This window comes from Imtechella halotolerans (genome assembly GCF_028743515.2).
Taxonomy (GTDB): Bacteria; Bacteroidota; Bacteroidia; order Flavobacteriales; family Flavobacteriaceae; genus Imtechella; species Imtechella halotolerans.
In genome coordinates, this window is the sequence record NZ_CP117969.2 from 1,933,664 (window position 1) to 1,956,359 (window position 22,696).

At 36.6% G+C, this 22,696-nt stretch carries 33 protein-coding genes; 3 read left to right on the forward strand and 30 right to left on the reverse strand.

The annotated features are described in order from the left end of the window. Positions 1-25: 25 nt before the first annotated feature. The 29 genes from rpsK to rpsL form a co-directional block, all read right to left on the reverse strand. Positions 26-418 (reverse strand): 30S ribosomal protein S11, encoded by a 393-nt coding sequence (rpsK, locus tag PT603_RS08725; protein WP_008239512.1) that lies wholly within the window; start codon positions 416-418, stop codon positions 26-28. Positions 419-429: 11 nt separating this feature from the next. Then, positions 430-804, reverse strand: a complete 375-nt coding sequence (rpsM, locus tag PT603_RS08730) for a 30S ribosomal protein S13 (protein WP_008239513.1) — start codon at positions 802-804, stop codon at positions 430-432. Positions 805-807: 3 nt separating this feature from the next. After that, the gene (gene ykgO, locus PT603_RS08735; protein WP_008239514.1) at positions 808-924 is read right to left on the reverse strand and encodes a type B 50S ribosomal protein L36; all 117 of its coding nucleotides are present in this window, start codon (positions 922-924) and stop codon (positions 808-810) included. A 10-nt stretch (positions 925-934) separates the two neighbouring features. Then, positions 935-1,150, reverse strand: a complete 216-nt coding sequence (infA, locus tag PT603_RS08740) for a translation initiation factor IF-1 (protein WP_008239515.1) — start codon at positions 1,148-1,150, stop codon at positions 935-937. A 14-nt stretch (positions 1,151-1,164) separates the two neighbouring features. After that, positions 1,165-2,502 carry a preprotein translocase subunit SecY gene (gene secY / locus PT603_RS08745; RefSeq protein WP_008239516.1) on the reverse strand — a complete coding sequence of 446 codons (1,338 nt, stop codon included), beginning with the start codon at positions 2,500-2,502 and terminating at the stop codon, positions 1,165-1,167. Between the two features lie 9 nt (positions 2,503-2,511). Next, positions 2,512-2,964, reverse strand: a complete 453-nt coding sequence (rplO, locus tag PT603_RS08750) for a 50S ribosomal protein L15 (protein ID WP_008239517.1) — start codon at positions 2,962-2,964, stop codon at positions 2,512-2,514. Between the two features lie 14 nt (positions 2,965-2,978). Next, positions 2,979-3,158, reverse strand: a complete 180-nt coding sequence (rpmD, locus tag PT603_RS08755; protein ID WP_008239518.1) for a 50S ribosomal protein L30 — start codon at positions 3,156-3,158, stop codon at positions 2,979-2,981. 18 nt (positions 3,159-3,176) lie between these two features. After that, positions 3,177-3,698 (reverse strand): 30S ribosomal protein S5, encoded by a 522-nt coding sequence (gene rpsE / locus PT603_RS08760; protein ID WP_008239519.1) that lies wholly within the window; start codon positions 3,696-3,698, stop codon positions 3,177-3,179. Between the two features lie 6 nt (positions 3,699-3,704). Then, a complete protein-coding gene (rplR, locus tag PT603_RS08765; protein ID WP_008239520.1) occupies positions 3,705-4,061 on the reverse strand; it encodes a 50S ribosomal protein L18 in 357 nt (118 codons plus the stop codon). An 11-nt stretch (positions 4,062-4,072) separates the two neighbouring features. Then, on the reverse strand, positions 4,073-4,615 hold the full coding sequence (gene rplF / locus PT603_RS08770; RefSeq protein ID WP_008239521.1) for a 50S ribosomal protein L6: 543 nt from the start codon (positions 4,613-4,615) through the stop codon (positions 4,073-4,075). 17 nt (positions 4,616-4,632) lie between these two features. Then, positions 4,633-5,031, reverse strand: coding sequence for a 30S ribosomal protein S8 (rpsH, locus tag PT603_RS08775; protein WP_008239522.1), 399 nt, complete (start codon positions 5,029-5,031; stop codon positions 4,633-4,635). 59 nt (positions 5,032-5,090) lie between these two features. Continuing rightward, positions 5,091-5,360: a 30S ribosomal protein S14 gene (gene rpsN / locus PT603_RS08780; protein ID WP_008239527.1), complete on the reverse strand. Its 270-nt coding sequence runs from the start codon at positions 5,358-5,360 to the stop codon at positions 5,091-5,093. Between the two features lies 1 nt (position 5,361). Then, positions 5,362-5,913, reverse strand: a complete 552-nt coding sequence (gene rplE / locus PT603_RS08785; RefSeq protein ID WP_008239529.1) for a 50S ribosomal protein L5 — start codon at positions 5,911-5,913, stop codon at positions 5,362-5,364. Between the two features lie 2 nt (positions 5,914-5,915). Continuing rightward, positions 5,916-6,227 (reverse strand): 50S ribosomal protein L24, encoded by a 312-nt coding sequence (gene rplX / locus PT603_RS08790; protein WP_008239533.1) that lies wholly within the window; start codon positions 6,225-6,227, stop codon positions 5,916-5,918. A 12-nt stretch (positions 6,228-6,239) separates the two neighbouring features. Beyond that, positions 6,240-6,608, reverse strand: coding sequence for a 50S ribosomal protein L14 (gene rplN / locus PT603_RS08795; RefSeq protein ID WP_008239534.1), 369 nt, complete (start codon positions 6,606-6,608; stop codon positions 6,240-6,242). A gap of 2 nt (positions 6,609-6,610) precedes the next feature. Next, positions 6,611-6,868, reverse strand: a complete 258-nt coding sequence (gene rpsQ, locus PT603_RS08800) for a 30S ribosomal protein S17 (protein WP_008239535.1) — start codon at positions 6,866-6,868, stop codon at positions 6,611-6,613. A gap of 17 nt (positions 6,869-6,885) precedes the next feature. Continuing rightward, on the reverse strand, positions 6,886-7,077 hold the full coding sequence (rpmC, locus tag PT603_RS08805; protein WP_008239536.1) for a 50S ribosomal protein L29: 192 nt from the start codon (positions 7,075-7,077) through the stop codon (positions 6,886-6,888). Positions 7,078-7,087: 10 nt separating this feature from the next. Further along, positions 7,088-7,507, reverse strand: a complete 420-nt coding sequence (gene rplP, locus PT603_RS08810; RefSeq protein ID WP_008239537.1) for a 50S ribosomal protein L16 — start codon at positions 7,505-7,507, stop codon at positions 7,088-7,090. A 19-nt stretch (positions 7,508-7,526) separates the two neighbouring features. Beyond that, a complete protein-coding gene (gene rpsC, locus PT603_RS08815) occupies positions 7,527-8,255 on the reverse strand; it encodes a 30S ribosomal protein S3 (protein ID WP_008239539.1) in 729 nt (242 codons plus the stop codon). 8 nt (positions 8,256-8,263) lie between these two features. After that, a complete protein-coding gene (gene rplV, locus PT603_RS08820; protein WP_008239541.1) occupies positions 8,264-8,671 on the reverse strand; it encodes a 50S ribosomal protein L22 in 408 nt (135 codons plus the stop codon). 9 nt (positions 8,672-8,680) lie between these two features. After that, the gene (gene rpsS, locus PT603_RS08825) at positions 8,681-8,959 is read right to left on the reverse strand and encodes a 30S ribosomal protein S19 (RefSeq protein WP_008239542.1); all 279 of its coding nucleotides are present in this window, start codon (positions 8,957-8,959) and stop codon (positions 8,681-8,683) included. Between the two features lie 10 nt (positions 8,960-8,969). Further along, the gene (gene rplB, locus PT603_RS08830; protein ID WP_008239545.1) at positions 8,970-9,794 is read right to left on the reverse strand and encodes a 50S ribosomal protein L2; all 825 of its coding nucleotides are present in this window, start codon (positions 9,792-9,794) and stop codon (positions 8,970-8,972) included. A 13-nt stretch (positions 9,795-9,807) separates the two neighbouring features. Further along, entirely contained in the window at positions 9,808-10,098 is a 291-nt protein-coding gene (rplW, locus tag PT603_RS08835; RefSeq protein ID WP_008239547.1) for a 50S ribosomal protein L23, read from the reverse strand. Between the two features lie 6 nt (positions 10,099-10,104). Beyond that, entirely contained in the window at positions 10,105-10,734 is a 630-nt protein-coding gene (rplD, locus tag PT603_RS08840) for a 50S ribosomal protein L4 (RefSeq protein WP_008239549.1), read from the reverse strand. Further along, the gene (rplC, locus tag PT603_RS08845) at positions 10,734-11,351 is read right to left on the reverse strand and encodes a 50S ribosomal protein L3 (RefSeq protein WP_008239550.1); all 618 of its coding nucleotides are present in this window, start codon (positions 11,349-11,351) and stop codon (positions 10,734-10,736) included. Before rplC ends, rplD begins: the two co-directional genes overlap by 1 nt. Positions 11,352-11,535: 184 nt before the next feature. Continuing rightward, positions 11,536-11,841: a 30S ribosomal protein S10 gene (rpsJ, locus tag PT603_RS08850; RefSeq protein WP_008239552.1), complete on the reverse strand. Its 306-nt coding sequence runs from the start codon at positions 11,839-11,841 to the stop codon at positions 11,536-11,538. An 11-nt stretch (positions 11,842-11,852) separates the two neighbouring features. Next, positions 11,853-13,979, reverse strand: a complete 2,127-nt coding sequence (gene fusA, locus PT603_RS08855; protein WP_008239553.1) for an elongation factor G — start codon at positions 13,977-13,979, stop codon at positions 11,853-11,855. Positions 13,980-13,988: 9 nt separating this feature from the next. Continuing rightward, positions 13,989-14,465 carry a 30S ribosomal protein S7 gene (gene rpsG, locus PT603_RS08860; protein ID WP_008239554.1) on the reverse strand — a complete coding sequence of 159 codons (477 nt, stop codon included), beginning with the start codon at positions 14,463-14,465 and terminating at the stop codon, positions 13,989-13,991. Between the two features lie 24 nt (positions 14,466-14,489). Next, positions 14,490-14,870 (reverse strand): 30S ribosomal protein S12, encoded by a 381-nt coding sequence (gene rpsL / locus PT603_RS08865; RefSeq protein WP_008239555.1) that lies wholly within the window; start codon positions 14,868-14,870, stop codon positions 14,490-14,492. A gap of 1,129 nt (positions 14,871-15,999) precedes the next feature. On the opposite strand from rpsL, the gene PT603_RS08870 reads away from it, so the two are divergent. Together PT603_RS08870 and PT603_RS08875 are read left to right on the forward strand one after the other, a co-directional pair. Continuing rightward, entirely contained in the window at positions 16,000-19,236 is a 3,237-nt protein-coding gene (locus PT603_RS08870) for a SusC/RagA family TonB-linked outer membrane protein (RefSeq protein WP_008239556.1), read from the forward strand. Positions 19,237-19,247: 11 nt separating this feature from the next. Beyond that, a complete protein-coding gene (locus PT603_RS08875) occupies positions 19,248-20,723 on the forward strand; it encodes a SusD/RagB family nutrient-binding outer membrane lipoprotein (protein WP_008239566.1) in 1,476 nt (491 codons plus the stop codon). A 453-nt stretch (positions 20,724-21,176) separates the two neighbouring features. On the opposite strand, the gene PT603_RS08880 is transcribed toward PT603_RS08875, so the two are convergent. Beyond that, entirely contained in the window at positions 21,177-21,866 is a 690-nt protein-coding gene (locus tag PT603_RS08880) for a hypothetical protein (protein WP_008239568.1), read from the reverse strand. 95 nt (positions 21,867-21,961) lie between these two features. On the opposite strand from PT603_RS08880, the gene rlmB reads away from it, so the two are divergent. Then, on the forward strand, positions 21,962-22,696 hold the full coding sequence (rlmB, locus tag PT603_RS08885; protein ID WP_008239570.1) for a 23S rRNA (guanosine(2251)-2'-O)-methyltransferase RlmB: 735 nt from the start codon (positions 21,962-21,964) through the stop codon (positions 22,694-22,696).

The following is a 22,696-nucleotide window of genomic DNA, read 5'->3' on the forward strand; positions in this document are numbered from 1 at the left end:
CCTTTCTATTCTACATTTTTTAAACTTAAACTCTACGTCTTTTTGGAGGACGACATCCATTATGTGGTAGTGGAGTTACATCAATGATTTCTGTAACTTCGATACCCGCATTATGCAATGAACGGATAGCAGATTCTCTACCATTCCCCGGACCTTTAACATACACCTTTACTTTCTTAAGACCAGCCTCTTGTGCTACTTTTGCAGCATCTTCAGCAGCTACTTGAGCAGCATACGGAGTGTTTTTCTTAGAACCTCTGAAACCCATTTTACCAGCTGATGACCAAGAGATCACATCACCTTTCTTATTGGTAAGAGAGATAATAATATTGTTAAACGTTGCAGAAACATGAGCCTCACCTAACGATTCTACAATAACTTTACGTTTTTTAGAAGTTTTTGCATTTGACTTTGCCATATTGCTACGTATTATTTAGTTGCTTTCTTCTTGTTGGCAACAGTTTTTCTTTTACCTTTTCTTGTTCTAGAGTTGTTCTTAGTACGTTGGCCTCTCAAAGGAAGACCAACTCTGTGACGGATACCTCTATAACAACCTATATCCATTAAACGCTTAATGTTCAATTGGATTTCTGAACGTAATTCACCTTCAATTTTGAAAGATGAAACAGCATCACGAATACGACCGATTTCATCATCGTTCCAATCGCTTACCTTTTTATCTTCGTCTACTTGAGCTGCATTTAAGATTTCTTGAGCTCTGCTTTTTCCGATACCAAAGATGTAAGTTAATGCAATAACTCCTCTTTTTTGTTTTGGTATATCTACTCCTGCAATTCTTGCCATAACTTATCCTTGTCTTTGTTTAAATCTAGGATTCTTTTTATTAATTACGTACAATCTCCCCTTACGACGCACAATAATGCACTCGGGACTTCTTTTCTTTAGTGATGCTCTAATTTTCATCTTACTATTTTTAATATCTATAAGTAATTCTTGCTTTGGTAAGGTCGTATGGACTCATTTCAAGTTTAACCTTGTCGCCTGGCAACAATTTAATATAGTGCATACGCATCTTACCTGAAATATGAGCCGTTACTACGTGACCGTTTTCCAACTCTACACGAAACATTGCATTTGACAATGCTTCAATAATGGTTCCGTCTTGTTCTATTGCTGATTGCTTGGCCATAAATAATTTTAAAATTATTTTCTGTTTTTTCCTGTTTTCATCAAGCCATCATAATGCCTATTCAACAAATAAGAGTTCACCTGTTGCATGGTATCAATAGCTACTCCTACCATAATAAGAAGTGACGTACCACCATAGAACAATGCCCATCCTTGTTGAATACCAACAATTTTAACCACAATAGCAGGCAAAATCGCAATAAGAGCCAGGAATAAAGATCCTGGGAATGTAATTAATGACATAATTTTGTCAAGATAATCCCCTGTTTCCTTTCCTGGTCTAATCCCAGCAATAAAACCTCCACTACGTTTAAGATCGTCTGCCATTTTATTGGTAGGTACCGTAATGGCGGTGTAAAAATACGTAAATACTATGATTAATAAAGCAAATACGAGATTATACCATAATCCAAAGATATCTCCAAAGGCAGCCTGAATTGATTTAGCTGTATCTGATTGTGACAAACCTGCCACAGCTGCGGGTACAAACATAATGGCTTGCGCAAAAATAATAGGCATAACTCCAGAAGCATTCAACTTCAAAGGAATGTATTGACGTGAGCCAAATACGTTCTTTTCAAACCCTCCTGTAGCAGTACGACGAGCGTACTGAACAGGGATTTGACGAGTGGCCATTACCAACATAATAGATGCCAATATCACAACAAACCAAAGAATTACTTCAATCAAAATCAACATAAGACCTCCGTTGTTTTCGGAGACTCTTGATACAAATTCTTGAATGAACGATTGAGGTAATACTGCTATAATACCTACCATAATGAGTAAAGAGATTCCATTACCAATACCTTTATCGGTTATTTTTTCACCAAGCCACATCGCAAAGATGGTTCCTGTTACCAAAATTAATACCGAAGGTATAATAAAGTTTAACCCTTTTCCTAACAAGAAAGCACTATCCGGTACTCCCAAAGCTCCTAATCCATATAAATAGGCTGGGGCTTGAACAATACAGATAGCAATGGTTAACCAACGTGTAATTTGATTTATACGTTTTCTTCCACTCTCACCTTCCTTTTGCAATTTTTGCAAATAGGGAATAGCTATTCCCATTAATTGAACTACGATAGATGCCGAAATATAAGGCATAATACCCAATGCAAAAACCGAAGCATTTGCAAAAGCACCTCCGGTAAAAGCGTTCAGTATACCTAATAATCCTCCGCCATCAGTTTGGTCTGTCAATCTTGTCAACTGTTCAGAGTCAATTCCAGGCAATACAACATGGGCTCCGAAACGGTATACTAACAGGATACCAAGGGTTAAAATAATACGATTGCGTAGTTCTTCAATCTTCCAGATATTGGTTAAGGTCTCAATAAATTTCTTCATGGTGCAATATTATAAAGTTACTGCTTCACCTCCAGCTGCTTCAATAGCTTCTTTTGCGCTTGCAGTAAATTTATGAACAGATACTTTTAATTTAGATTTTAGTTCACCTCCGCCTAGTATTTTTACTAAGTCAGAGCGTTTAGCCAATCTGTTTTCTACTAAAATATCTAGGTTAACAGTATCAGTAATGATACCATTATCTACCATTTCTTGTAATTTATTAAGGTTTATTCCAACATATTCTTTACGGTTTACATTATTGAAACCGAATTTCGGAACACGTCTTTGAAGTGGCATTTGACCTCCTTCAAAACCGATTTTCTTAGAATAACCAGAACGAGATTTGGCTCCTTTGTGACCACGGGCTGCAGTTCCACCTTTTCCGGATCCTTCTCCTCTACCTACTCGCTTTCCATCTCTGTGTACCGAACCTTCTGCTGGTTGTAAGTTACTTAAATTCATAACTATATTGTTAATTAAGCTTCTTGAACAGAAACTAAGTGTTTAACTTTATTTACCATACCAAGGATGTTTGGTGTAGCTTCATGTTCTACAACCTGGCCTATTCCTTTAAGGCCAAGTGATGCTAAGGTTCTCTTTTGAGTCTGAGGACGCTTAATATCACTTCTTACTTGTGTAACTTTAATTTTTGCCATTGTAATCCTTGATTTTAATTATCCTTTAAATACTTTTTCCAAAGACACACCACGCTGAGCAGCAACAGTTCTAGCATCTCTCAATTGTAATAAAGCATCAAAAGTTGCCTTAACTACGTTATGAGGATTAGATGAACCTTGCGACTTAGACAATACATCATGTACTCCTACTGCTTCCAAAACTGAACGTACAGCTCCACCAGCAATTACTCCGGTACCATGAGAAGCAGGTTGTAAATATACACGAGCTCCACCATATTTGCCTTTTTGTTCGTGCGGAAGTGTTCCTTTATTTAAAGGTATGCGTACTAGGTTTTTCTTAGCATCTTCTACAGCTTTAGAGATGGCATCGGCAACTTCCTTAGATTTTCCAAGTCCGTGACCAACCACTCCATTCTCATCTCCTACTACTACGATAGCAGAAAATCCAAATGCTCTACCTCCTTTAGTAACTTTAGTAACTCTTTGTACCCCTACTAGACGGTCTTTCAACTCAAGTCCGCTGGGTTTTACTAATTCTGCGTTGTATTTCTGATACATATTTTCTTAGAATTTAAGTCCGCCTTCTCTAGCTCCTTCAGCCAATGATTTAACTCTACCATGGTACAAATACCCACCTCTATCAAAGGCAATTGTATCAATACCTGCTTTTAAAGCCTTTTCTGCGATTGCTTTCCCTACAAGAACAGCCTTCTCAGATTTAGTTCCTGAGGCAGTACTAATTTCTTTATCTCTAGAAGATGCAGCTACTAAGGTTACCCCATTTGTATCATCTACTATTTGAGCATAAATTTCATTATTACTTCTAAAAACAGCCAATCTTGGTTGAGCAGGTGTACCTACTACCACTTTTCTGATTCTGCTTTTAATTCGTTGTCTTCTTTCAGTCTTTGATAATGCCATAATGCTACTTATTAAGCTGATTTACCTGCTTTTCTTCTTAAAACTTCACCTACAAACTTAATACCTTTACCTTTATATGGCTCCGGCTTACGGAATGAGCGTATTTTGGCAGCCACTTGACCAACCAATTGCTTATCATGTGAAGTTAATTTAACGATTGGGTTTTTACCTTTTTCAGATACTGTCTCAACTTTTACCTCTGGAGCAACTTCCAAAACGATGTTGTGTGAATATCCTAATGCTAAATCAAGTTTTTGACCCTGATTACTAGCACGGTAACCTACACCCACTAATTCTAATTCCTTAGTAAAACCATTAGACACTCCTTCTACCATGTTATTCAACAAAGCTCTGTAAAGACCATGCTTAGCATTCTGATCTTTAGTATCGGCAGTGGTTTCTACTATCAATTGTCCATCCTCTTGCTTTACAGCAATGTCTTTAACTTCTTGAGTTAATTCGCCTAATTTACCTTTTATAGTTACTACACCTTCAGCAATGGTTACAGTAACTCCAGCAGGTATATTGATGGGACTTTTTCCAATTCTTGACATTTCTTTTGTCTTTTATATTAGTAAACGTAACACAATACTTCACCACCTACGTTTCTTTGCTTAGCCTGCTTGCTTGTCATCACACCATGAGAGGTAGACACAATTGCAATACCTAAACCATTCAAAACTCTAGGCAACTCTGTTGCTCCGGCATACTTACGAAGACCGGGAGTACTCACACGCTGAATACTTCTGATTACAGGTTCTTTAGTTACTTTGTCATACTTCAAAGCAATCTTGATGCTACCCTGTACATCATTCTCTTCAAACTTATAACTTAAGATATACCCCTGATCAAAAAGGATCTTAGTAATTTCTTTCTTTAAGTTTGAAGCTGGTATTTCTACCACGCGGTGACCAGCACTGTTTGCGTTTCTAATTCTAGTTAAATAATCTGCTATAGGATCTGTATACATATGTATTGATTTGCGGTAACAGTTTTCGCAAAAGCGAACTTACTACCAATTAACATTTTTTACCAACTTGCTTTTTTAACACCAGGAATCAACCCTTGGTTTGCCATTTCTCTAAACAAAACACGAGAAATTCCGAAAGTGCGCATATACCCTCTTGGTCTACCTGTTAATTTGCAACGATTGTGCAAACGAACTGGAGAAGCATTTTTAGGTAGTTTTTGTAGCGCTTCATAATCTCCTGCTTCTTTTAAAGCCTGACGTTTAGCGGCATACTTGGCTACCAACTTTTCTCTTTTGACCTCACGGGCTTTCATTGATTCTTTAGCCATACTAATTCTTTTTAAAAGGTAATCCTAATTCGCTTAATAATGATTTTGCTTCTTTATCTGTAGCGGCCGAAGTTACAAAAGTAATATCCATTCCTGAAATTCTATGTATCTTATCGATATCAATTTCAGGAAAAATAATTTGTTCAGTAACTCCTAAATTGTAATTACCTCTACCATCAAAACCAGTAGCATTGATTCCTTGAAAATCTCTTACACGTGGTAATGCAGAAGTAACCAATCTATCCAAGAATTCATACATTCTTTCTCCGCGTAAAGTTACTTTAGCCCCGATAGGCATCCCTTTACGCAATTTGAAAGATGCAACGTCTTTCTTAGAAATGGTAGATACGGCCTTTTGTCCTGTTATTTTAGTCAATTCATCCACTGCATGGTCAATCAACTTTTTATCAGCAACAGCTGCACCAACACCTCGGCTTACAACAATCTTTTCAAGCTTTGGAACCTGCATTATATTTTTGTATCCGAATTCTTCTTTAAGAGCAGGAACCACTCGGTCTCTGTACTCTTGTTTTAGTCTTGGAATATAAGCCATAACTATAATACTTCTTTAGATTTTTTGGAAATCCTTACTTTCTTCCCATCTCTCTCTTCATACGCAACTTTAGTTGTTTCTCCTTTAGAAGTCAACAACGACAAGTTTGAAATATGAACAGGAGCCTCTTTCTTAACGATTCCTCCTTGCGGATTCTTAGCACTTGGCTTTGTATGCTTAGATACTAAGTTTACGCCTTCTACAATCGCTTTATTCTTTTCACGATCTACTTTAAGAACCTTACCTTCTGAACCCTTATGGTCTCCAGCAATAACTCTTACCGTATCTCCTGATTTTATCTTTAGCTTTATCATTTTATCAATGTATTAAAGCACCTCAGGTGCTAATGATACAATCTTCATAAATTGCTTATCACGAAGTTCTCTTGCAACAGGACCAAAAACACGGGTTCCTCTCATTTCACCTGCAGCATTCAATAGAACACATGCATTATCATCGAAACGAATATAAGAACCGTCAGGTCTTCTTACTTCCTTCTTGGTACGAACTACAACTGCAGTAGATACTTGTCCTTTTTTAACGTTTCCGTTAGGAGTAGCATCCTTAACTGTAACAACAATTTTGTCACCTACAGAAGCATATCTTCTTTTTGTACCACCTAAAACACGGATAGCTAAAACTTCTTTAGCCCCAGTGTTATCTGCTACTTTTAGTCTAGATTCTTGTTGTACCATAATTACTTAGCTCTTTCAATGATTTCAACTAATCTCCAACATTTAGTTTTACTTAATGGACGAGTCTCCATAATTTTCACAGTATCACCAATATTGCAATCGTTCTTTTCGTCGTGCGCAACATATTTTTTAGTTTTCAACACGAACTTACCGTACATAGGGTGCTTTACACGTTTTACTTCAGAAACTACAATGGACTTCTCCATTTTATTACTGGTAACAACCCCTATTCTTTCTTTTCTTAAATTTCTTTTTTCCATCTTAAAGCAGAGTCGAATTATTGTAATTCTCTTTTTGAAAGCTCAGCAGCTAATCTAGCAACTGTACGTCTTACATTGCGTAATTGCAATGGATTTTCCAGCGGCGTAATAGCATGAGCCATTTTTAAATCTGCATAGTTTCTCTTAAACTCACCAAGCTTTTCTTGTAGCTCAGCAATAGATAATTCTTTAACTTCTGACTGTTTCATAGTTTTCAAATTAAGCTGCATAATCTCTAGCTACAACAAACTTAGTTTTAACAGGTAATTTCTGAGCAGCAAGACGTAAAGCTTCTTTAGCTACATCTAGCGGTACTCCACCTACTTCAAACATAATTCTGCCTGGTTTAACAACAGCTGCCCAATATTCTACGGCACCTTTACCTTTACCCATACGTACCTCTAAAGGCTTCTTCGTAATAGGTTTGTCTGGAAAAATCTTAATCCACAATTGTCCTTCACGTTTCATGTAACGGGTAGCTGCCACACGAGCAGACTCAATTTGACGTGATGTTATAAATGAAGAATCTAGCGATTTTATACCAAACATACCATTCGAAAGTTCATGTCCTCTTTGAGAAACACCTTTCATACGACCTTTCTGTACTCTACGATATTTGGTTCTTTTTGGCTGTAACATTTTTCTTTACTTTAAAAAATTACTTTCTACGACGAGCTTTTTTTGCACCGGCTGCAGGAGCAGATTTAGCACCACCTCCAGTTTGCTTCTTAGACATACCCACTAGTGGAGACAACTCTCTCTTGCCGTACACCTCGCCTTTCATGATCCACACTTTCACACCTAATCTACCATAGGTAGTATGTGCTTCATCAAGTGCATAATCAATATCAGCCCTAAAGGTTGACAAAGGAATTCTTCCTTCCTTATATGATTCAGAACGAGCCATTTCTGCACCGTTAAGACGGCCAGAAATCATAACTTTAATACCCTCTGCATTCATACGCATAGCAGCAGCAATTGCCATTTTTATCGCACGACGATAAGAGATACGACTCTCAATTTGTCGCGCAATAGAAGCTGCTACTAAGTTAGCATCTAGCTCAGGACGTTTGATTTCAAAAATGTTAATCTGAACCTCTTTGTCGGTAATTTTCTTAAGCTCTTCTTTCAACTTGTCTACCTCTTGACCACCTTTCCCAATAATAATACCAGGACGAGCAGTAGTGATAGTAACGGTTACAAGCTTCAAGGTACGCTCAATAATTACACGAGAAACACTAGCTTTAGATAAACGAGCATGAACATACTTTCTTATCTTATCGTCTTCGGCAAGCTTATCACCGTAGTCATTACCTCCATACCAGTTAGATTCCCATCCTCTGATAATTCCAAGGCGATTTCCGATTGGATTTGTTTTTTGTCCCATTATCTATCTTAGCTTTGTGTGTTATTACTAGCTCCAACTACGATAGTTACGTGGTTAGAACGCTTTCTAATTCTATGTGCTCTTCCTTGTGGAGCAGGACGCAAACGCTTAAGCATAGCCCCACCATCTACACGGATTTCTTTAACTACCAAATCAGCTTCTTCAATACTAGCATCTTCATTTTTTGCTTGCCAATTAGCAATAGCTGACAATAGCAATTTCTCTACACGACGAGAAGCCTCCTTTTGGTTAAATTTCAAAATAGCAAGTGCTCTTTCTACTTTCACTCCTCTAACCAAATCCGCAACTAGGCGCATTTTACGAGGGGAAGTAGGGCAGTTATTCAACTTTGCAACGGCTAAGTTTTTCTTAGCTTCTTTAATTTGCGCTGCTCTTTCTTTCTTACGAACTCCCATAGCCTTCTATTATTTTTTTCCTTTATTTTTCGCACCTGCATGACCTCTATAAGAGCGAGTAGGTGAAAATTCTCCTAATTTATGTCCTACCATGTTTTCAGTAACATATACAGGAACAAACTGACGACCATTATGAACAGCTATAGTTTGACCAACAAAATCTGGAGTTATCATAGATGCTCTAGACCATGTTTTAATAACTGTTTTTTTACCTGTTTCAACATTCTGTTGAACTTTTTTATCCAAACTATAGTGAACAAAAGGTCCTTTTTTTAGTGAACGAGCCATTTCTTACTTTTTATTTCTTTCTACGTTCTACAATATACTTGTTGGTTGCCTTAGTTTTAGAACGAGTTCTATAACCTTTAGCAGGAACACCATTTCTAGATCTCGGATGCCCTCCTGAAGCCCTACCTTCACCACCACCCATTGGGTGATCAACAGGGTTCATAACAACCGGACGAGTTCTTGGTCTTCTACCCAACCATCTTGATCTACCAGCCTTTCCTGATACAATCAATTGGTGATCAGAGTTAGACACCGCTCCTATTGTAGCAACACAAGCAGTTAAAACCATTCTGATTTCACCAGATGGCAATTTAATAGTAGCATATTTACCATCTCTCGCCATCAATTGAGCAAAAGTACCAGCTGAACGAGCCATTACAGCTCCTTGACCAGGACGTAACTCAATGCAAGAAATAATTGTCCCTAACGGAATTTCACTTAAAGGCATAGCATTCCCAACTTCTGGAGCAACATTACTACCAGAAATAACTGTTTGCCCTACCTGTAGTCCATTTGGAGCAACAATGTAACGCTTCTCACCATCAGCATATACCAACAAAGCGATAAATGCCGTTCTGTTTGGATCATATTGAATTGAATCAACAGTTGCCTCAACATCAAACTTATTACGCTTGAAATCAACAATACGATACCTTTTCTTATGACCACCACCAATATAGCGCATGGTCATTTTTCCTTGACTGTTTCTACCTCCAGACTTTTTTAACGGAGCAAGCAAGCTTTTCTCCGGCTTATCAGTAGTAATCGCGTCAAATCCGTTTACTACTCTAAAACGCTGTGCAGGAGTGATTGGTTTTAATTTTCTAACTGACATTTTTTGTCTTTACTTAAATATTACTATAAAAATCAATAGTATCTCCTTCCGCTATTTGTACAACAGCTTTTTTAACAGCATTAGTTTTACCAAGCTGAATTCCTGTTTTCGTATAACGTACTTTTCTTTCCGGACCGTAATTCATTGTACGAACTCTTTCAACAGTTACTCCATAAGTAGACTCGATTGCATTTTTGATCTCAATCTTATTTGCCCCTGAAGAAACTACGAAACCATAGCGATTATTCAATTCGCTTTCGGCGGTCATTTTTTCCGTAATAATAGGTTTAATCAACACACTCATGGCTTCTTATTTACTTAAATTCGACTCAATTCCTTCCAAAGCTCCTTCTAACAACACTACATTATTTGCATTTAAAATTTTGTAAGTGTTTAATTCTGAGGTAGTTACGACCTCTGAAGCTTTTAAATTGCGTGACGACAAATATACATTATTATTTGAATCACCCAACACAAACAGTGATTTTTTAGCATCTAAGCCCAAGGCTTTCAAAACGTTAACAAAATCCTTGGTTTTTGGCTGCTCGAATGAGAAGTCCTCCAATACCACAATTGACTGCTCTTTTGCCTTCAAAGTCAAGGCAGATTTACGAGCCAATCGCTTCACATTTTTATTAAGTTTTTGAGTATAGTCCTTTGGTCTAGGTCCAAAAATTCTACCTCCACCTACAAATACAGGCGATTTCACGCTACCTGCACGAGCTGTACCAGTACCTTTTTGCTTTTTGATTTTGCGGGTACTACCAGCAACCTCATTACGCTCTTTAGACTTGTGCGTACCTTGACGTTGATTTGCCAAGTATTGTTTAACATCTAAGTATACAGCGTGATTATTAGGCTCTATTCCAAAAACAGCATCAGAAAGTGTAACCTTTCTACCTGTTTCTTTTCCATTGATATTTAATACTGCTACTTCCATTACTTCTGAATGATTACATAAGCGTTCTTGTGACCTGGAACACATCCTTTAACTACTAAAAGATTTTTCTCCGCAACCACTTTCAACACCTTTAAGTTTTGAACTGTTACTTTCTCCGCGCCCATTCTACCAGCCATGCGTATTCCTTTGAATACACGAGCAGGATAAGAGGCTGCACCAATAGATCCTGGAGCTCTCAAACGATTATGCTGACCGTGAGTAGATTGACCCACACCACCAAAACCATGACGCTTAACAACACCTTGAAAACCTTTACCCTTTGAGGTTCCAGTTACATCTATAAACTCTCCTTCAACAAAATGCTCAACAGTGATTACATCACCTAATTTGTACTCTCCTTCAAATTCTTGGAATTCAACAACTTTTTTAAGGGGAGAAGAACCTGCTTTTTTAAAGTGACCGATTTCGGCTTTGTTAGCACGTTTTTCTGCCTTGTCATCGAAACCAAGCTGAAGAGCCTCATACCCGTCAACCTCTTTGGTTCTGACTTGGGTAACAACGCATGGACCTGCTTCAATAACCGTACAAGGAATATTCTTGCCGTTCTCATCGAAAATACTGGTCATGCCTACTTTTTTTCCAATTAACCCAGACATACTGATTTTTGATTTACGATTCTAAGCTCACGCCTAAAATCTAATTGTTATTAATTAATTAACTAAAAAATTCAGGGTCAAAAAACATACTCTTTAACCCTGAATATATTTTTATCCGTTTTTCCTTTACCTAAATGGTTTAGGACATGTTATCAGCACTTATCAAGTACCGACGGTGAAATTATCACACCTTAATCTCTACTTCAACACCGCTTGGTAATTCAAGTTTCATCAAAGCGTCAATAGTTTTTGATGAAGAACTATAAATATCTAATAAGCGTTTGTAAGAACTTAACTCAAATTGCTCTCTAGACTTTTTATTAACGTGCGGAGAACGCAATACAGTAAATAGTTTCTTGTGTGTAGGAAGTGGAATAGGTCCAGTAACCACAGCACCTGTAGTTTTAACTGTTTTTACAATCTTCTCAGCAGACTTATCTACTAAATTGTGATCGTAAGATTTTAGTTTTATTCTAATTTTTTGACTCATTTTTGTAAAAATTAAGCGTTAGCTCCTCTTGTCTTCTTAATAACTTCTTCAGCAATATTTGAAGGAGTTTCAGCATAGTGAGAGAATTCCATAGTTGACGTTGCCCTACCTGACGATAAGGTACGTAATGAAGTTACATAACCAAACATTTCAGATAGCGGAACAGACGCCTTGATAACCTTAGCACCAGCTCTATCATCCATGTTATTAACCTGTCCACGTCGACGGTTCAAGTCACCAACGATATCACCCATATTTTCTTCCGGAGTTAAAACTTCCAGCTTCATTATAGGCTCCATCAAAACCGCACGAGCAGCTTTAGCAGCTTCCTTATAACCCATCTTAGCAGCCAATTCAAATGATAGTGAATCTGAATCGACAGCGTGGAATGATCCATCAGTCAAGGTAATCTTCATGGAATCCATTTCGAATCCAGCAAGAGGACCACTCTTCATAGCTTCTCTAAATCCTTTTTCAACAGAAGGAATATATTCTTTTGGAATGTTACCACCCTTAATTTCATTAACAAAGGTCAAACCAGCCTTACCTTCTTCAGCAGGCTCCATTGCAAATACAATATCCGCAAATTTACCACGACCACCAGATTGTTTCTTATAAACCTCTCTATGGTTTGCTTTAGCAGTAATAGCTTCTTTATATTCAACCTGAGGCTGACCTTGATTTACTTCAACCTTGAATTCACGTCTTAAACGATCCACAATAATATCCAAGTGAAGCTCACCCATACCAGATATAATTGTCTGTCCAGAAGCCTCATCAGTCTTAACTTGGAAAGTCGGATCTTCTTCAGCTAATTTAGCCAAAGCCATACCCATCTTATCCACGTCAGCCTTAGTTTTAGGCTCAACGGCGATACCAATTACCGGATCAGGGAACACCATAGACTCCAATACAATAGGATGTTTTTCATCACATAATGTATCTCCGGTTTTAATATCTTTAAAACCTACCGCAGCCCCAATATCTCCAGCCTCAATATATTCAATAGGATTTTGCTTGTTAGCGTGCATTTGATATATACGAGAGATACGCTCTTTATTTCCTGAACGAGAATTCAATACATAGGAACCAGCATCTAATCTACCAGAATACGCACGGAAGAAAGCTAAACGACCTACATATGGGTCAGTAGCAATCTTGAACGCTAACGCAGCAAAAGGCTCCGTTACAGAAGGCTTACGTATAACAGGAGCTTCTGTATCAGGATTAGTACCCTCAATAGCCTCCTTGTCAACTGGAGACGGCAAGTAACGACAAACCGCATCCAGCATAAACTGAACACCTTTATTCTTAAACGATGAACCACAAGTCATAGGAATGATAGACATATCCATAACTGCAGCACGTAAAGCGGCATGAATCTCATCTTCAGTTATAGAGTCCTCGTCCTCCATATACTTCTCTAACAGACTCTCATCATAAGCAGCCACCTCTTCAATTAGTTGACCACGATATTTTCTAACATCATCAACCATATCAGCAGGGATGTCTACAATATCAAAAGTAGCTCCTTGGGTAGCCTCATGCCATACAATAGCACGATTCTTAACCAAATCAACCACTCCTTTAAAATCAACCTCATCTCCAATTGGTAAAACGATTGGAACTGCATTAGACTTCAACATATCCTTAACCTGCTGACATACAGCTAGGAAATTAGAACCTTGACGATCCATCTTGTTAACAAAGCCCATACGTGGAACTTTGTAATTGTCAGCCAAACGCCAGTTAGTTTCAGACTGAGGCTCAACACCATCAACAGCACTAAACAAAAACACCAACCCATCAAGTACACGTAGTGAACGGTTTACCTCAACGGTAAAGTCAACGTGACCAGGAGTATCAATAATGTTAAAGTGATAGTCTTTTGCCTCATCAGTTGGCTTCCCATTTTCAGTTGGAAAGGTCCAGCTACATGTTGTAGCAGCAGACTGAATTGTAATTCCACGCTCAGCTTCTTGCTCCATCCAGTCCATTGTTGAAGCACCATCATGAACCTCTCCAATTTTATGGGTCTTACCAGTATAAAAAAGGATACGCTCTGTTGTAGTGGTTTTTCCTGCATCAATATGCGCAGCAATTCCAATATTTCTTGTATATCTTAAATCTCTTGCCATTGTTGATGATTAAAATCTAAAGTGTGAGAATGCTTTGTTAGCTTCAGCCATTTTATGAGTATCGATACGCTTCTTAACAGCAGCACCTTCTTCCTTAGCAGCTGCAAGAATTTCATTCGCCAAACGAAGAGCCATTGATTTCTCGTTACGTTTACGAGAATATCCAATCAACCACTTCATGGCCATTGATACTTTTCTATCAGGTCTGATTTGCATAGGAATCTGGAATGTAGCACCACCCACACGACGACTACGTACTTCTACGTGAGGCATCACATTTGACAATGCATCTTTCCACACTTCTAAAGCAGTCTTCTCATCATTGTTCTTTTTTTGATCTACGATTTCAATTGCATCGTAAAAAACCTTGAACGCTACTGACTTTTTACCATCCCACATAAGGTTGTTCACAAAGCGCGTAACCAATTGGTCATTAAACTTTGGATCTGGTAAAAGAGGTCTTTTTTTCGCCTGTCTTTTTCTCATGTCTTCTTCTTAAAAGTTTTTAAATTACTTTTTGTCTTTTGGGCGTTTTGCACCGTACTTAGATCTACGCTGAGTTCTTCCTGCAACACCTGCAGTATCAAGAGCTCCACGCACAATGTGGTATCTAACTCCTGGCAAATCCTTTACCCTTCCGCCTCTTACTAATACTATCGAGTGCTCTTGCAAGTTGTGACCTTCACCAGGGATGTAAGCGTTCACTTCATTTCCGTTAGTCAAACGTACACGCGCAACTTTACGCATTGCTGAGTTTGGCTTCTTAGGAGTTGTAGTGTAAACACGCGTACACACACCTCTGCGTTGAGGACACGAATCCAAAGCAACCGATTTACTCTTCTTAGTAATTGTGGCTCTTCCTTTTCGTACTAATTGTGAAATTGTTGGCATAATTTACTTTACAATAATTGTTATGTTATAAATTCCCTCTTTTTAGAGGGTGGCAAAGGTAGAAATATTTTTCGAAGATTCAAATCCCAAATCATTAATTTTCACCCTCATATTATTTTTTTTCAAACTTTTCTCAACCCCAATTCAACTACCTACATTTTCATGAATAATAATTAAAGGACATCGCATACTCAAAAATCAACCTTATTTTGAATAAATCACCACTTTAAATTCACTCAATCACTACAGCCTAACAAAACCATCACAATCTTGACACTTTTTCAAACCTATCTCAATCCTTAAATCAAATTTTCACAAGAAAATACCCGCTAAATTTTCCAGATAATAATAATCGTCGTAACACAATTAAAACACAAAAAAGTCTAATAAGTAGTTCCCAACTAAAGAGTCCTTTTAAGTACTACGAAAAATTAATTAACAACCGACCATCATGGAATAAACATATGAGAATAAAAAAAACAGGAACTCCATATTCCTAAAATAACAATCAGTAGATATCGAATTCAAGAACTTAATAGAGCTTGAAGAATGCTCTAAACTCTATTTATAAAATGAATAAAAAAAAGACAACAAACAATACCAATAACCTCCGTCATCATATCTCGAATTAAAATCAACTAAATACAACTCAGCTATTTTAACCACAAACACCAAAAACGAACAACATAATAAGTAATAAGAATCAAAAAATGATAAACCAATCTAAGAAATTGTATAAACCTAAAGACAATATGAACTACAATTAATTACTCTAAAAAATAGAGAACAAGGTTTATTTAAAAATATAAATAGTCTTGAAACCATTAGAACTATACAAAAGACCAATGTTCTCATATAAGTGATTGCTATCAATACCAAGTTACGTAAATCATCATCAAATCAACCAATAAAAAACACACCCAAACACCCATAATTAACTCATTCACAACCTCAAAGGGTTTCAATTTCCTTAAATTTATTAAAATTTCACACTATTTCACAAATAACAAATAAAACCGATCATAATTTGTTAAAAGTTAAATTTAACATAAAAAAAGGTTAATAAATATTTGGTATCTTAATATAATTTTAAGATTTTTGGCTTAGCTAATTCAAATAATTTTATAAAATGAAAACAAAGTTTAGTAGATTTCTAACGCTACTACTAGCGTTTGTTGTGCATATTTCCGTCGCACAAGAAAAAAACATCACGGGTATCGTTACTGATGCTTCCGGCATCCCACTTCCTGGAGTTAATATACTTATCAAAGGAAGTCAAAATGGTACACAGACTGATTTTGACGGTAAATATTCCATTAAAGCCTCAGTCGGAAACATTCTTATTTTTACTTACATTGGTCAAAAAACAGCTGAGCGCACAGTTGGATCATCCAACCTTATCAATGTTCAAATGACTGAAGACGCAGAACAACTTGGCGAAGTAGTTGTTACTGCTGCTTTAGGCCAGTCTCGAGCAGCCAAAACACTCTCATACGCCGCTCAGCAAATAGACAATGAAGACCTAAACATTACGCAGGATGCTAACATCAAAACAGCAATTGCTGGTAAAGTCGCAGGGGTACAAGTACAAGGACAAGCTGGTTCTAAATTAGGTCAATCAGGTAAAATTCGTATCCGTGGAGCTATATCACTAACCAGCGATAGTGACCCATTGTATGTCGTAGACGGTGTTCCTACTGATCCAAACAACATCGATATGGATAACGTAGCAACTCTTAATGTTTTGAAAGGACCTAATGCTACTGCACTATACGGGCAACGTGCCGATGCAGGTGTTGTAATAATCACTACAAAAAAAGGAACTCAAAAAGGAGTTGGAGTAGAATTACTTTCCTCTATAACTTTTGATAAAGTTGCATATTTACCTAAGTATCAAAATAAATACGGACAAGGTTATGAAGAAAGTTGGGGAGTATTCGGAGATGAATTACCTTTAAGTTCTTATCCATCAGAATGGTCTGTTTTCCAAGGAAAAAGATATATAGCTTGGGATAATAACTATGCAGATGAAAGCTGGGGACCTAAATTTGATGGTCAAGAATATATTCCTTGGTACGCATGGTGGCCTGAAAGCCCTTACTTTGGGCAAACTGCAAAATGGGAGGCACAACCCAACAATATTAAAGATTTCTATGAAACCGGTGTAACCTTAAAAAACACTGTATCCATTAGTGGAAGTAATGAAAAATTCAGAGGTCGTTTATCTTTTACGGACTTAGATCAATCAGGTATTACTCCATTCACAAAATTGGAAAAACAATTCTTAAATACAAACTTTGATTTCGACGTAACTGATAAATTCAATATTGGCGCGACTTTGAGCTATACAACATCCAAAATCACAGGAGACTTTGATGATGACTATGGAAACCAAACTTCAGGTTCTTTCAACTCTTGGTTTGCGAGAAACGTAGACATGAAAAAAATGAAAGAGCTGAAGGATTTAAAAACCTTCAATGGGTATTCAGCTAGCTGGAACAATTGGGGTCCGGACTATTATGCTTTAGCTGGTGGAGATTATGAAAAAGCAGCTTTCTGGTTTAATCCATATTTTTTTATGGAGAATTTCAAAAATGTATCCCACAGAGATAATTATGTTGGTAACATCAACTTAAAATATACATTTGACAAGCACTGGTCAATAAATGCTAGTACTTCCATGAATCAGAGTAATTTTAGAAATGAATACTATGTGCCTTTCTTAATCTCTAATTCTTCGGCTCCTGAATTATACAACCCATGGTCTAATAGTTTTGGTATTTATAAAAGTACAGATACCGAATTAAACTATACTGCTTCCTTAAATTACAAAAATGAATTTGGCAATTTCGATATAGACGCATTCATAGGTGGAAACATTCGTCATAACAATTATGACAGAATATCAGCGCAAATGCCGGTTGGAGCTAAAACAGGAGGTTTGATCATCCCTGATGTTTTTCAATTCTCTAATGCTGGAATCAAACCTACAACAGGAACCTTTTTTAGCAACAAAGAAGTTAACAGTTTATATGGTAAGGCTTCATTGGGTTATAAAAGCATGCTATACATAGATGCTACATACAGAAAAGATTGGAGTTCAGCTCTTCCAAAAAACAGCAATGGTTATGGATATCCATCCGTGGGAGGTAGCTTTATTGTTTCTGAGCTTATAGATAACAAAGATGTTTTAAGTTTTGCAAAAATTAGAGCAGGTTGGGCCCAAGTTGGTAATGACCTAGGAGCTTATTTAATAGATCCTGTCTTCCCACTATCAGGAGATCCTTATAACGGTTTAGCATTGATGTATACTAACACTTCAATTCTTGATCCAAACATTAAACCTGCCTTAAATTCTTCATATGAAGTTGGATTTGATACCCGTTTTGTAAATAACAGAATTGGACTAAGTTTTACATACTATAAGGAAAACCGTAAGGATGAAATTATTCCAATTACTATTTCTAACACAAGCGGATATACTCAGTATTTAACAAATGCTGGAGAGTCTGAAAGAGAAGGAGTTGAAATGATCCTAAACCTTATACCTATAAAATCTGAAAACTTTACTTGGGATATTACAGCTAATTTTGGTAAAAACAAAACAAAGATTATTAGTTTACCTGCAGACCTTAAAAGTATTGAAGCTCCCGGCGGAGCAGGTGCATTCGGATTTGCTTCAATGTATCATCAATTAGGTGACAACTGGGGGCAAATACGTGGGACGGCAATATCCAGAGACGAAAATGGAAATCCAATATTAAACTCAAATGGAACCTATGCTACAACCCAAGGGCAATTCTTAGGAAGTGTTCTTCCCGACTTTACAGGTGGTGTTTTAAATACTTTTGCATACAAAAATTTGAGCCTAACAGCGTCAATAGACTTCCAAAAAGGCGGTAAGTTCTTTTCACTAACAGAACAATGGGGACAATATTCTGGCCTATTACATGAAACGGCAGGCATTAATGATAATGGAATGAATGTACGTGATGCTATAGCTGATGGGGGTGGAGTTCGAGTTACAGGTGTTAATAGTTCAGGTGACGCAGTGGACAAATATATACCTGCCTTAACCTATTTTGGTCAATTTTATGCCAACCGCTTGGCGGAACCTTTTATTCACGATGCTAGCTTTATAAAGCTTAGGGATCTTAGCTTAACTTATAACCTACCTAAGAGCTTTCTAAAAAACACCTTATCTGGTGTAAGCGTGAGCTTAGTGGGTAGAAATCTATGGTTAATATCGGTTTCTAAAGACAACACTCACAGATGGGATCCTTCAGAACTATCTCAAACCTATGGTGAAAATGGACAGCTACCAGGTTCTAGAAGCTATGGTATGAATGTTAAATTAACCTTTTAATTAGTAAAGCAATGAAAAAAATATTAAATATAGCCTTAAGTGTACTTATCACAACTACCATCTTTTCATGTGACAATGTAGACTTTGGAGACACCAACAACAACCCTAATGGTGCCGGAACTGAAAACACAGCCTCTTTATTGGCTGGTGCCATGATGCGCTACTCAAGGTTATCTGGTAGAGATTATCTTATTAGACCAACACTTTATGTTCAGTATATGTCCCAAGTAACGTATACGGATGAAATGCGTTATAACGAAGCTGCTTCAGATTGGAATGGTTATTATGTACAGACTCTGTCTAACTTGGAGAGTGTTATAGCTATTGCAAACAATGAACTTCTTCATGATCCAATTTTCCTAAGTAATGGCTCTCCAGAAAATCAAACAGGTGTTGCTAAAATTTTTCAAGCTGTAATTTTTAAAAGAATAACAGACACTTGGGGAGATGCTCCATACAATGAGGCATTACAAGGATTTGAAAATGTTTCACCGTCTTATGACACTCAAGAAACCATTTATAAGTCTATAATCGAAATGGTAAAAGAAGCTAGAGATATGATGGATACAGGCACACTTGGTCCAAAAGGAGACATCATATATGATGGTGATGTTACTAAATGGAAGAAGTTTGCAAATTCACTCATTTTACAACTATCATTACAGTTATCAAAAAAATATCCTGGAGCATCAGGTTACGCTGCAACAGAATTCAAGTCAGCTTTAAATAATGCAAATGGGGTAATTGATGAAGTTGAAGAGGAGGCTTGGTTTAAATATGATCAAGTTTTTCAAAACCCATGGAACGCAAATAGAAGACCAGACTACTTTATGGCCGCTGAGTTCATTGATGCTCTTAAAGGTGAAGACTCAGATTACAATTCAACTTCAAACTCATCTTATGACGCTCGTATAGAGTACTTCGCTAATGATGCTAGTCTAAATGGGGTACCTTATGGGTTTGAAAATGGTAGTGGAGCCGGAGCAACTGGAATGTCAACTTTAATTTGGAACACTGACACATCCCTACCTTTATTAACATCAGCCTATACTTATCTTAACAGAGCAGAAGCAGCTAATTTAGGCTGGACTACAGAAACGGCTTCTACTTTACTTTCGGAAGGAATAATGAAGTCTTATGAGTCCCTTGAAGTTCATTGGGAAGGCCCAGAAATTGCAGACGAGGCATCTGATTATGCTGCTGCTCGAGTTCTTGATGCCACCACATTCGGTCTAAGTCGGGTAATTGCTGAAGAAAAATGGGTTGCTTTATTCCCAAGTGGATTTGATGCATGGGCAGAATGGAGACGAACAGAGATACCAGCATTAACTCCAGCAACAGATTTTCTTAATAATGGAACAATTCCTAGAAGATATGTATATCCTACTTCAGAAGCAACTCTTAATAGTAATAACTATGCATCTGGGGTTGGGACTTTATCACCTTCAACTGACAACAACTCATCTAAAGTTTGGTGGGATCAATAAAATTAAAACAATATACTTTAAAAAAAAGCCTGCATTAGCAGGCTTTTTTATTTTAACAAAGTACTCACGATCACAAATCGACTATACAGTCGTAAAATCCAATTTACCTTATTAGATCTATAAATTAATCAAACAATTAAGAAAATTAAATTAGGTGACTCTCATTAAGATTAATTATAAATTTAACTTTTAAAAATTATTTAAAGGATCCTCAACATGTAATGCAAACTAAACTTAAACACAATTCCTAAAATTACTCAGCCTTACCGTGTAAACTCAACTCATTATTATTGAATAATTATACTTCAAGTATTAAATAAACTCATTACAGTTACAAAGCAACGTAAAAAGGACTAGACTTCACTTATAAACCTAAGGCTTATAATAAGAGTATTACACTCATGGTCAACTTATAAAAAATCTACACATTATATTAGGATTCTTTGGTTAGGCTTAATTCTTATAATACTGATTTATAACCAACACTAAATCCTTATAATCTTTAAATTTCAAGTTATTTTCCTTTATAAATTTGGAAACATTAAATTCAACTTTAAATGCTTTTTCAATGGCTGATTTTTTCAATTTAATTTTTTCATAATTCCCTGATTTAGTTTTAAAGTAATACTCCTCCTTAATTAGGTATTCAGTATCATAATTTGACGATGGAGAAATACCATCATTAGGTTGGGTATTTTGCTTCACATTTAAAACATAATCCTTCACCAAAACATCATTAAAAGCAAGTGTTTCAACATATCTTAAATTTCCCCCTCCCCAGACAAATCTATGCGGCTTACCTTCTAAATCATATAAAACAAATCCTAAAATATCGTTAGTCTCCACAATTATTCCTTGATTTCGTTCTTCATTTTTAACTGAATTATTTATCACCAAGATATTATCGCTCTGAAGATCATAAATCATTTCTTTCTTCTCCGATAAAACATTATTCTTTGTAATCAAATTACCTACAGTCCAATTATGATATAAGTACTTATTCCCTTTAACTCTAGATTCATTGAAAATAATCTTATTAAGGGTTATATCGGGGGTAATATTATCAGTACTTCTTATTAGGCTTTGAGATTTACCATATACGGCAAATAAAAGCAAGGCAATAACTAATTTTTTTTTCAACATAGAACAAACTATTTTAAGTTAATAAATTGTTTTACTGCAATTTACATTTTTTTTATAAACTCTTAACTTAAATTCATTTATATTACCTTTACCACATGGAAAATAACTACCAAATTTATGGTATCCGTGCAATTATGGAAGCCATTCAGTCAGGAAAAAGTATTGACAAAGTTTTTATACAAAAAGGCCTCAAGGGTGGCCTATTTCATGAACTAGAATTACTTATTCAAAAACATCAAATAAATGTATCCTTCGTTCCGGTAGAAAAACTCAATAGACTTACCCGCAAAAATCATCAAGGTGTAATTGCCACAATCTCACCAATTGAATTTCATAATTTTGAGGAAATGGTAATTAAAATACTTGAAAGTGGGAAAAATCCTATTTTTCTATTACTTGACCAATTAACCGATGTTCGCAATTTTGGAGCTATTATTCGCACAGCGGAATGCACTGGAGTATCGGGGATAATCATACAAAAAAAAGGTGCGGCTCCTGTTACGGCGGACACCGTAAAAACTTCGGCAGGAGCTGTCTTTAAAATTCCTATTTGCAAAGTAGAACATCTTAAAGATGCCGTGTATTACCTTCAGGCAAGTGGTGTAAAAGTTGTAGCAGCTACCGAAAAAACAAACAACACTTTATATAATGTTTCTTTTAAAGAACCAGTAGCTATTGTAATGGGATCTGAGGATACTGGTATTGCCCCTTCTCTACTTAAGATAGTTGATGATAAGGCAAAACTTCCAATGTTTGGAGATATTGGATCTCTAAATGTTTCTGTAGCATGTGGAGTATTCTTGTACGAGGTTGTCCGTCAAAGACAGTAA

Bases quoted from the DNA above. Each gene is read 5' to 3' on its own strand.
- rplD (WP_008239549.1), bottom strand. From the start codon at position 10,734: ATGGAAGTAGCAGTATTAAATATCAATGGAAAAGAAACAGGTAGAAAG.
- rpsN (WP_008239527.1), bottom strand. From the start codon at position 5,360: ATGGCTAAAGAATCAATGAAAGCCCGTGAGGTCAAAAGAGAAAAGTTG.
- rplF (WP_008239521.1), bottom strand. From the start codon at position 4,615: ATGTCAAGAATTGGAAAAAGTCCCATCAATATACCTGCTGGAGTTACT.
- rpsH (WP_008239522.1), bottom strand. From the start codon at position 5,031: ATGTATACAGATCCTATAGCAGATTATTTAACTAGAATTAGAAACGCA.
- rplB (WP_008239545.1), bottom strand. From the start codon at position 9,794: ATGTCAGTTAGAAAATTAAAACCAATCACTCCTGCACAGCGTTTTAGA.
- rlmB (WP_008239570.1), top strand. From the start codon at position 21,962: ATGGAAAATAACTACCAAATTTATGGTATCCGTGCAATTATGGAAGCC.
- rplC (WP_008239550.1), bottom strand. From the start codon at position 11,351: ATGTCTGGGTTAATTGGAAAAAAAGTAGGCATGACCAGTATTTTCGAT.
- rpsC (WP_008239539.1), bottom strand. From the start codon at position 8,255: ATGGGACAAAAAACAAATCCAATCGGAAATCGCCTTGGAATTATCAGA.
- rplN (WP_008239534.1), bottom strand. From the start codon at position 6,608: ATGGTACAACAAGAATCTAGACTAAAAGTAGCAGATAACACTGGGGCT.
- rpsM (WP_008239513.1), bottom strand. From the start codon at position 804: ATGGCAAGAATTGCAGGAGTAGATATACCAAAACAAAAAAGAGGAGTT.
- rpsL (WP_008239555.1), bottom strand. From the start codon at position 14,870: ATGCCAACAATTTCACAATTAGTACGAAAAGGAAGAGCCACAATTACT.
- rpmC (WP_008239536.1), bottom strand. From the start codon at position 7,077: ATGAAACAGTCAGAAGTTAAAGAATTATCTATTGCTGAGCTACAAGAA.
- secY (WP_008239516.1), bottom strand. From the start codon at position 2,502: ATGAAGAAATTTATTGAGACCTTAACCAATATCTGGAAGATTGAAGAA.
- PT603_RS08875 (WP_008239566.1), top strand. From the start codon at position 19,248: ATGAAAAAAATATTAAATATAGCCTTAAGTGTACTTATCACAACTACC.
- ykgO (WP_008239514.1), bottom strand. From the start codon at position 924: ATGAAAATTAGAGCATCACTAAAGAAAAGAAGTCCCGAGTGCATTATT.
- rplO (WP_008239517.1), bottom strand. From the start codon at position 2,964: ATGAATTTAAGTAACTTACAACCAGCAGAAGGTTCGGTACACAGAGAT.
- rplE (WP_008239529.1), bottom strand. From the start codon at position 5,913: ATGGCTTATATTCCAAGACTAAAACAAGAGTACAGAGACCGAGTGGTT.
- rpmD (WP_008239518.1), bottom strand. From the start codon at position 3,158: ATGGCAAAAATTAAAGTTACACAAGTAAGAAGTGATATTAAGCGTCCT.
- PT603_RS08880 (WP_008239568.1), bottom strand. From the start codon at position 21,866: ATGTTGAAAAAAAAATTAGTTATTGCCTTGCTTTTATTTGCCGTATAT.
- rpsG (WP_008239554.1), bottom strand. From the start codon at position 14,465: ATGAGAAAAAGACAGGCGAAAAAAAGACCTCTTTTACCAGATCCAAAG.
- rplP (WP_008239537.1), bottom strand. From the start codon at position 7,507: ATGTTACAGCCAAAAAGAACCAAATATCGTAGAGTACAGAAAGGTCGT.
- rpsS (WP_008239542.1), bottom strand. From the start codon at position 8,959: ATGGCTCGTTCACTAAAAAAAGGACCTTTTGTTCACTATAGTTTGGAT.
- rpsQ (WP_008239535.1), bottom strand. From the start codon at position 6,868: ATGGAAAAAAGAAATTTAAGAAAAGAAAGAATAGGGGTTGTTACCAGT.
- infA (WP_008239515.1), bottom strand. From the start codon at position 1,150: ATGGCCAAGCAATCAGCAATAGAACAAGACGGAACCATTATTGAAGCA.
- PT603_RS08870 (WP_008239556.1), top strand. From the start codon at position 16,000: ATGAAAACAAAGTTTAGTAGATTTCTAACGCTACTACTAGCGTTTGTT.
- rplW (WP_008239547.1), bottom strand. From the start codon at position 10,098: ATGAGTGTGTTGATTAAACCTATTATTACGGAAAAAATGACCGCCGAA.
- fusA (WP_008239553.1), bottom strand. From the start codon at position 13,979: ATGGCAAGAGATTTAAGATATACAAGAAATATTGGAATTGCTGCGCAT.
- rpsE (WP_008239519.1), bottom strand. From the start codon at position 3,698: ATGTATCAGAAATACAACGCAGAATTAGTAAAACCCAGCGGACTTGAG.
- rpsK (WP_008239512.1), bottom strand. From the start codon at position 418: ATGGCAAAGTCAAATGCAAAAACTTCTAAAAAACGTAAAGTTATTGTA.
- rplR (WP_008239520.1), bottom strand. From the start codon at position 4,061: ATGGCATTATCAAAGACTGAAAGAAGACAACGAATTAAAAGCAGAATC.
- rplV (WP_008239541.1), bottom strand. From the start codon at position 8,671: ATGGGAGTTCGTAAGAAAGAAAGAGCAGCGCAAATTAAAGAAGCTAAG.
- rplX (WP_008239533.1), bottom strand. From the start codon at position 6,227: ATGATAAAGCTAAAGATAAAATCAGGAGATACGGTAAGAGTTATTGCT.
- rpsJ (WP_008239552.1), bottom strand. From the start codon at position 11,841: ATGAGTCAAAAAATTAGAATAAAACTAAAATCTTACGATCACAATTTA.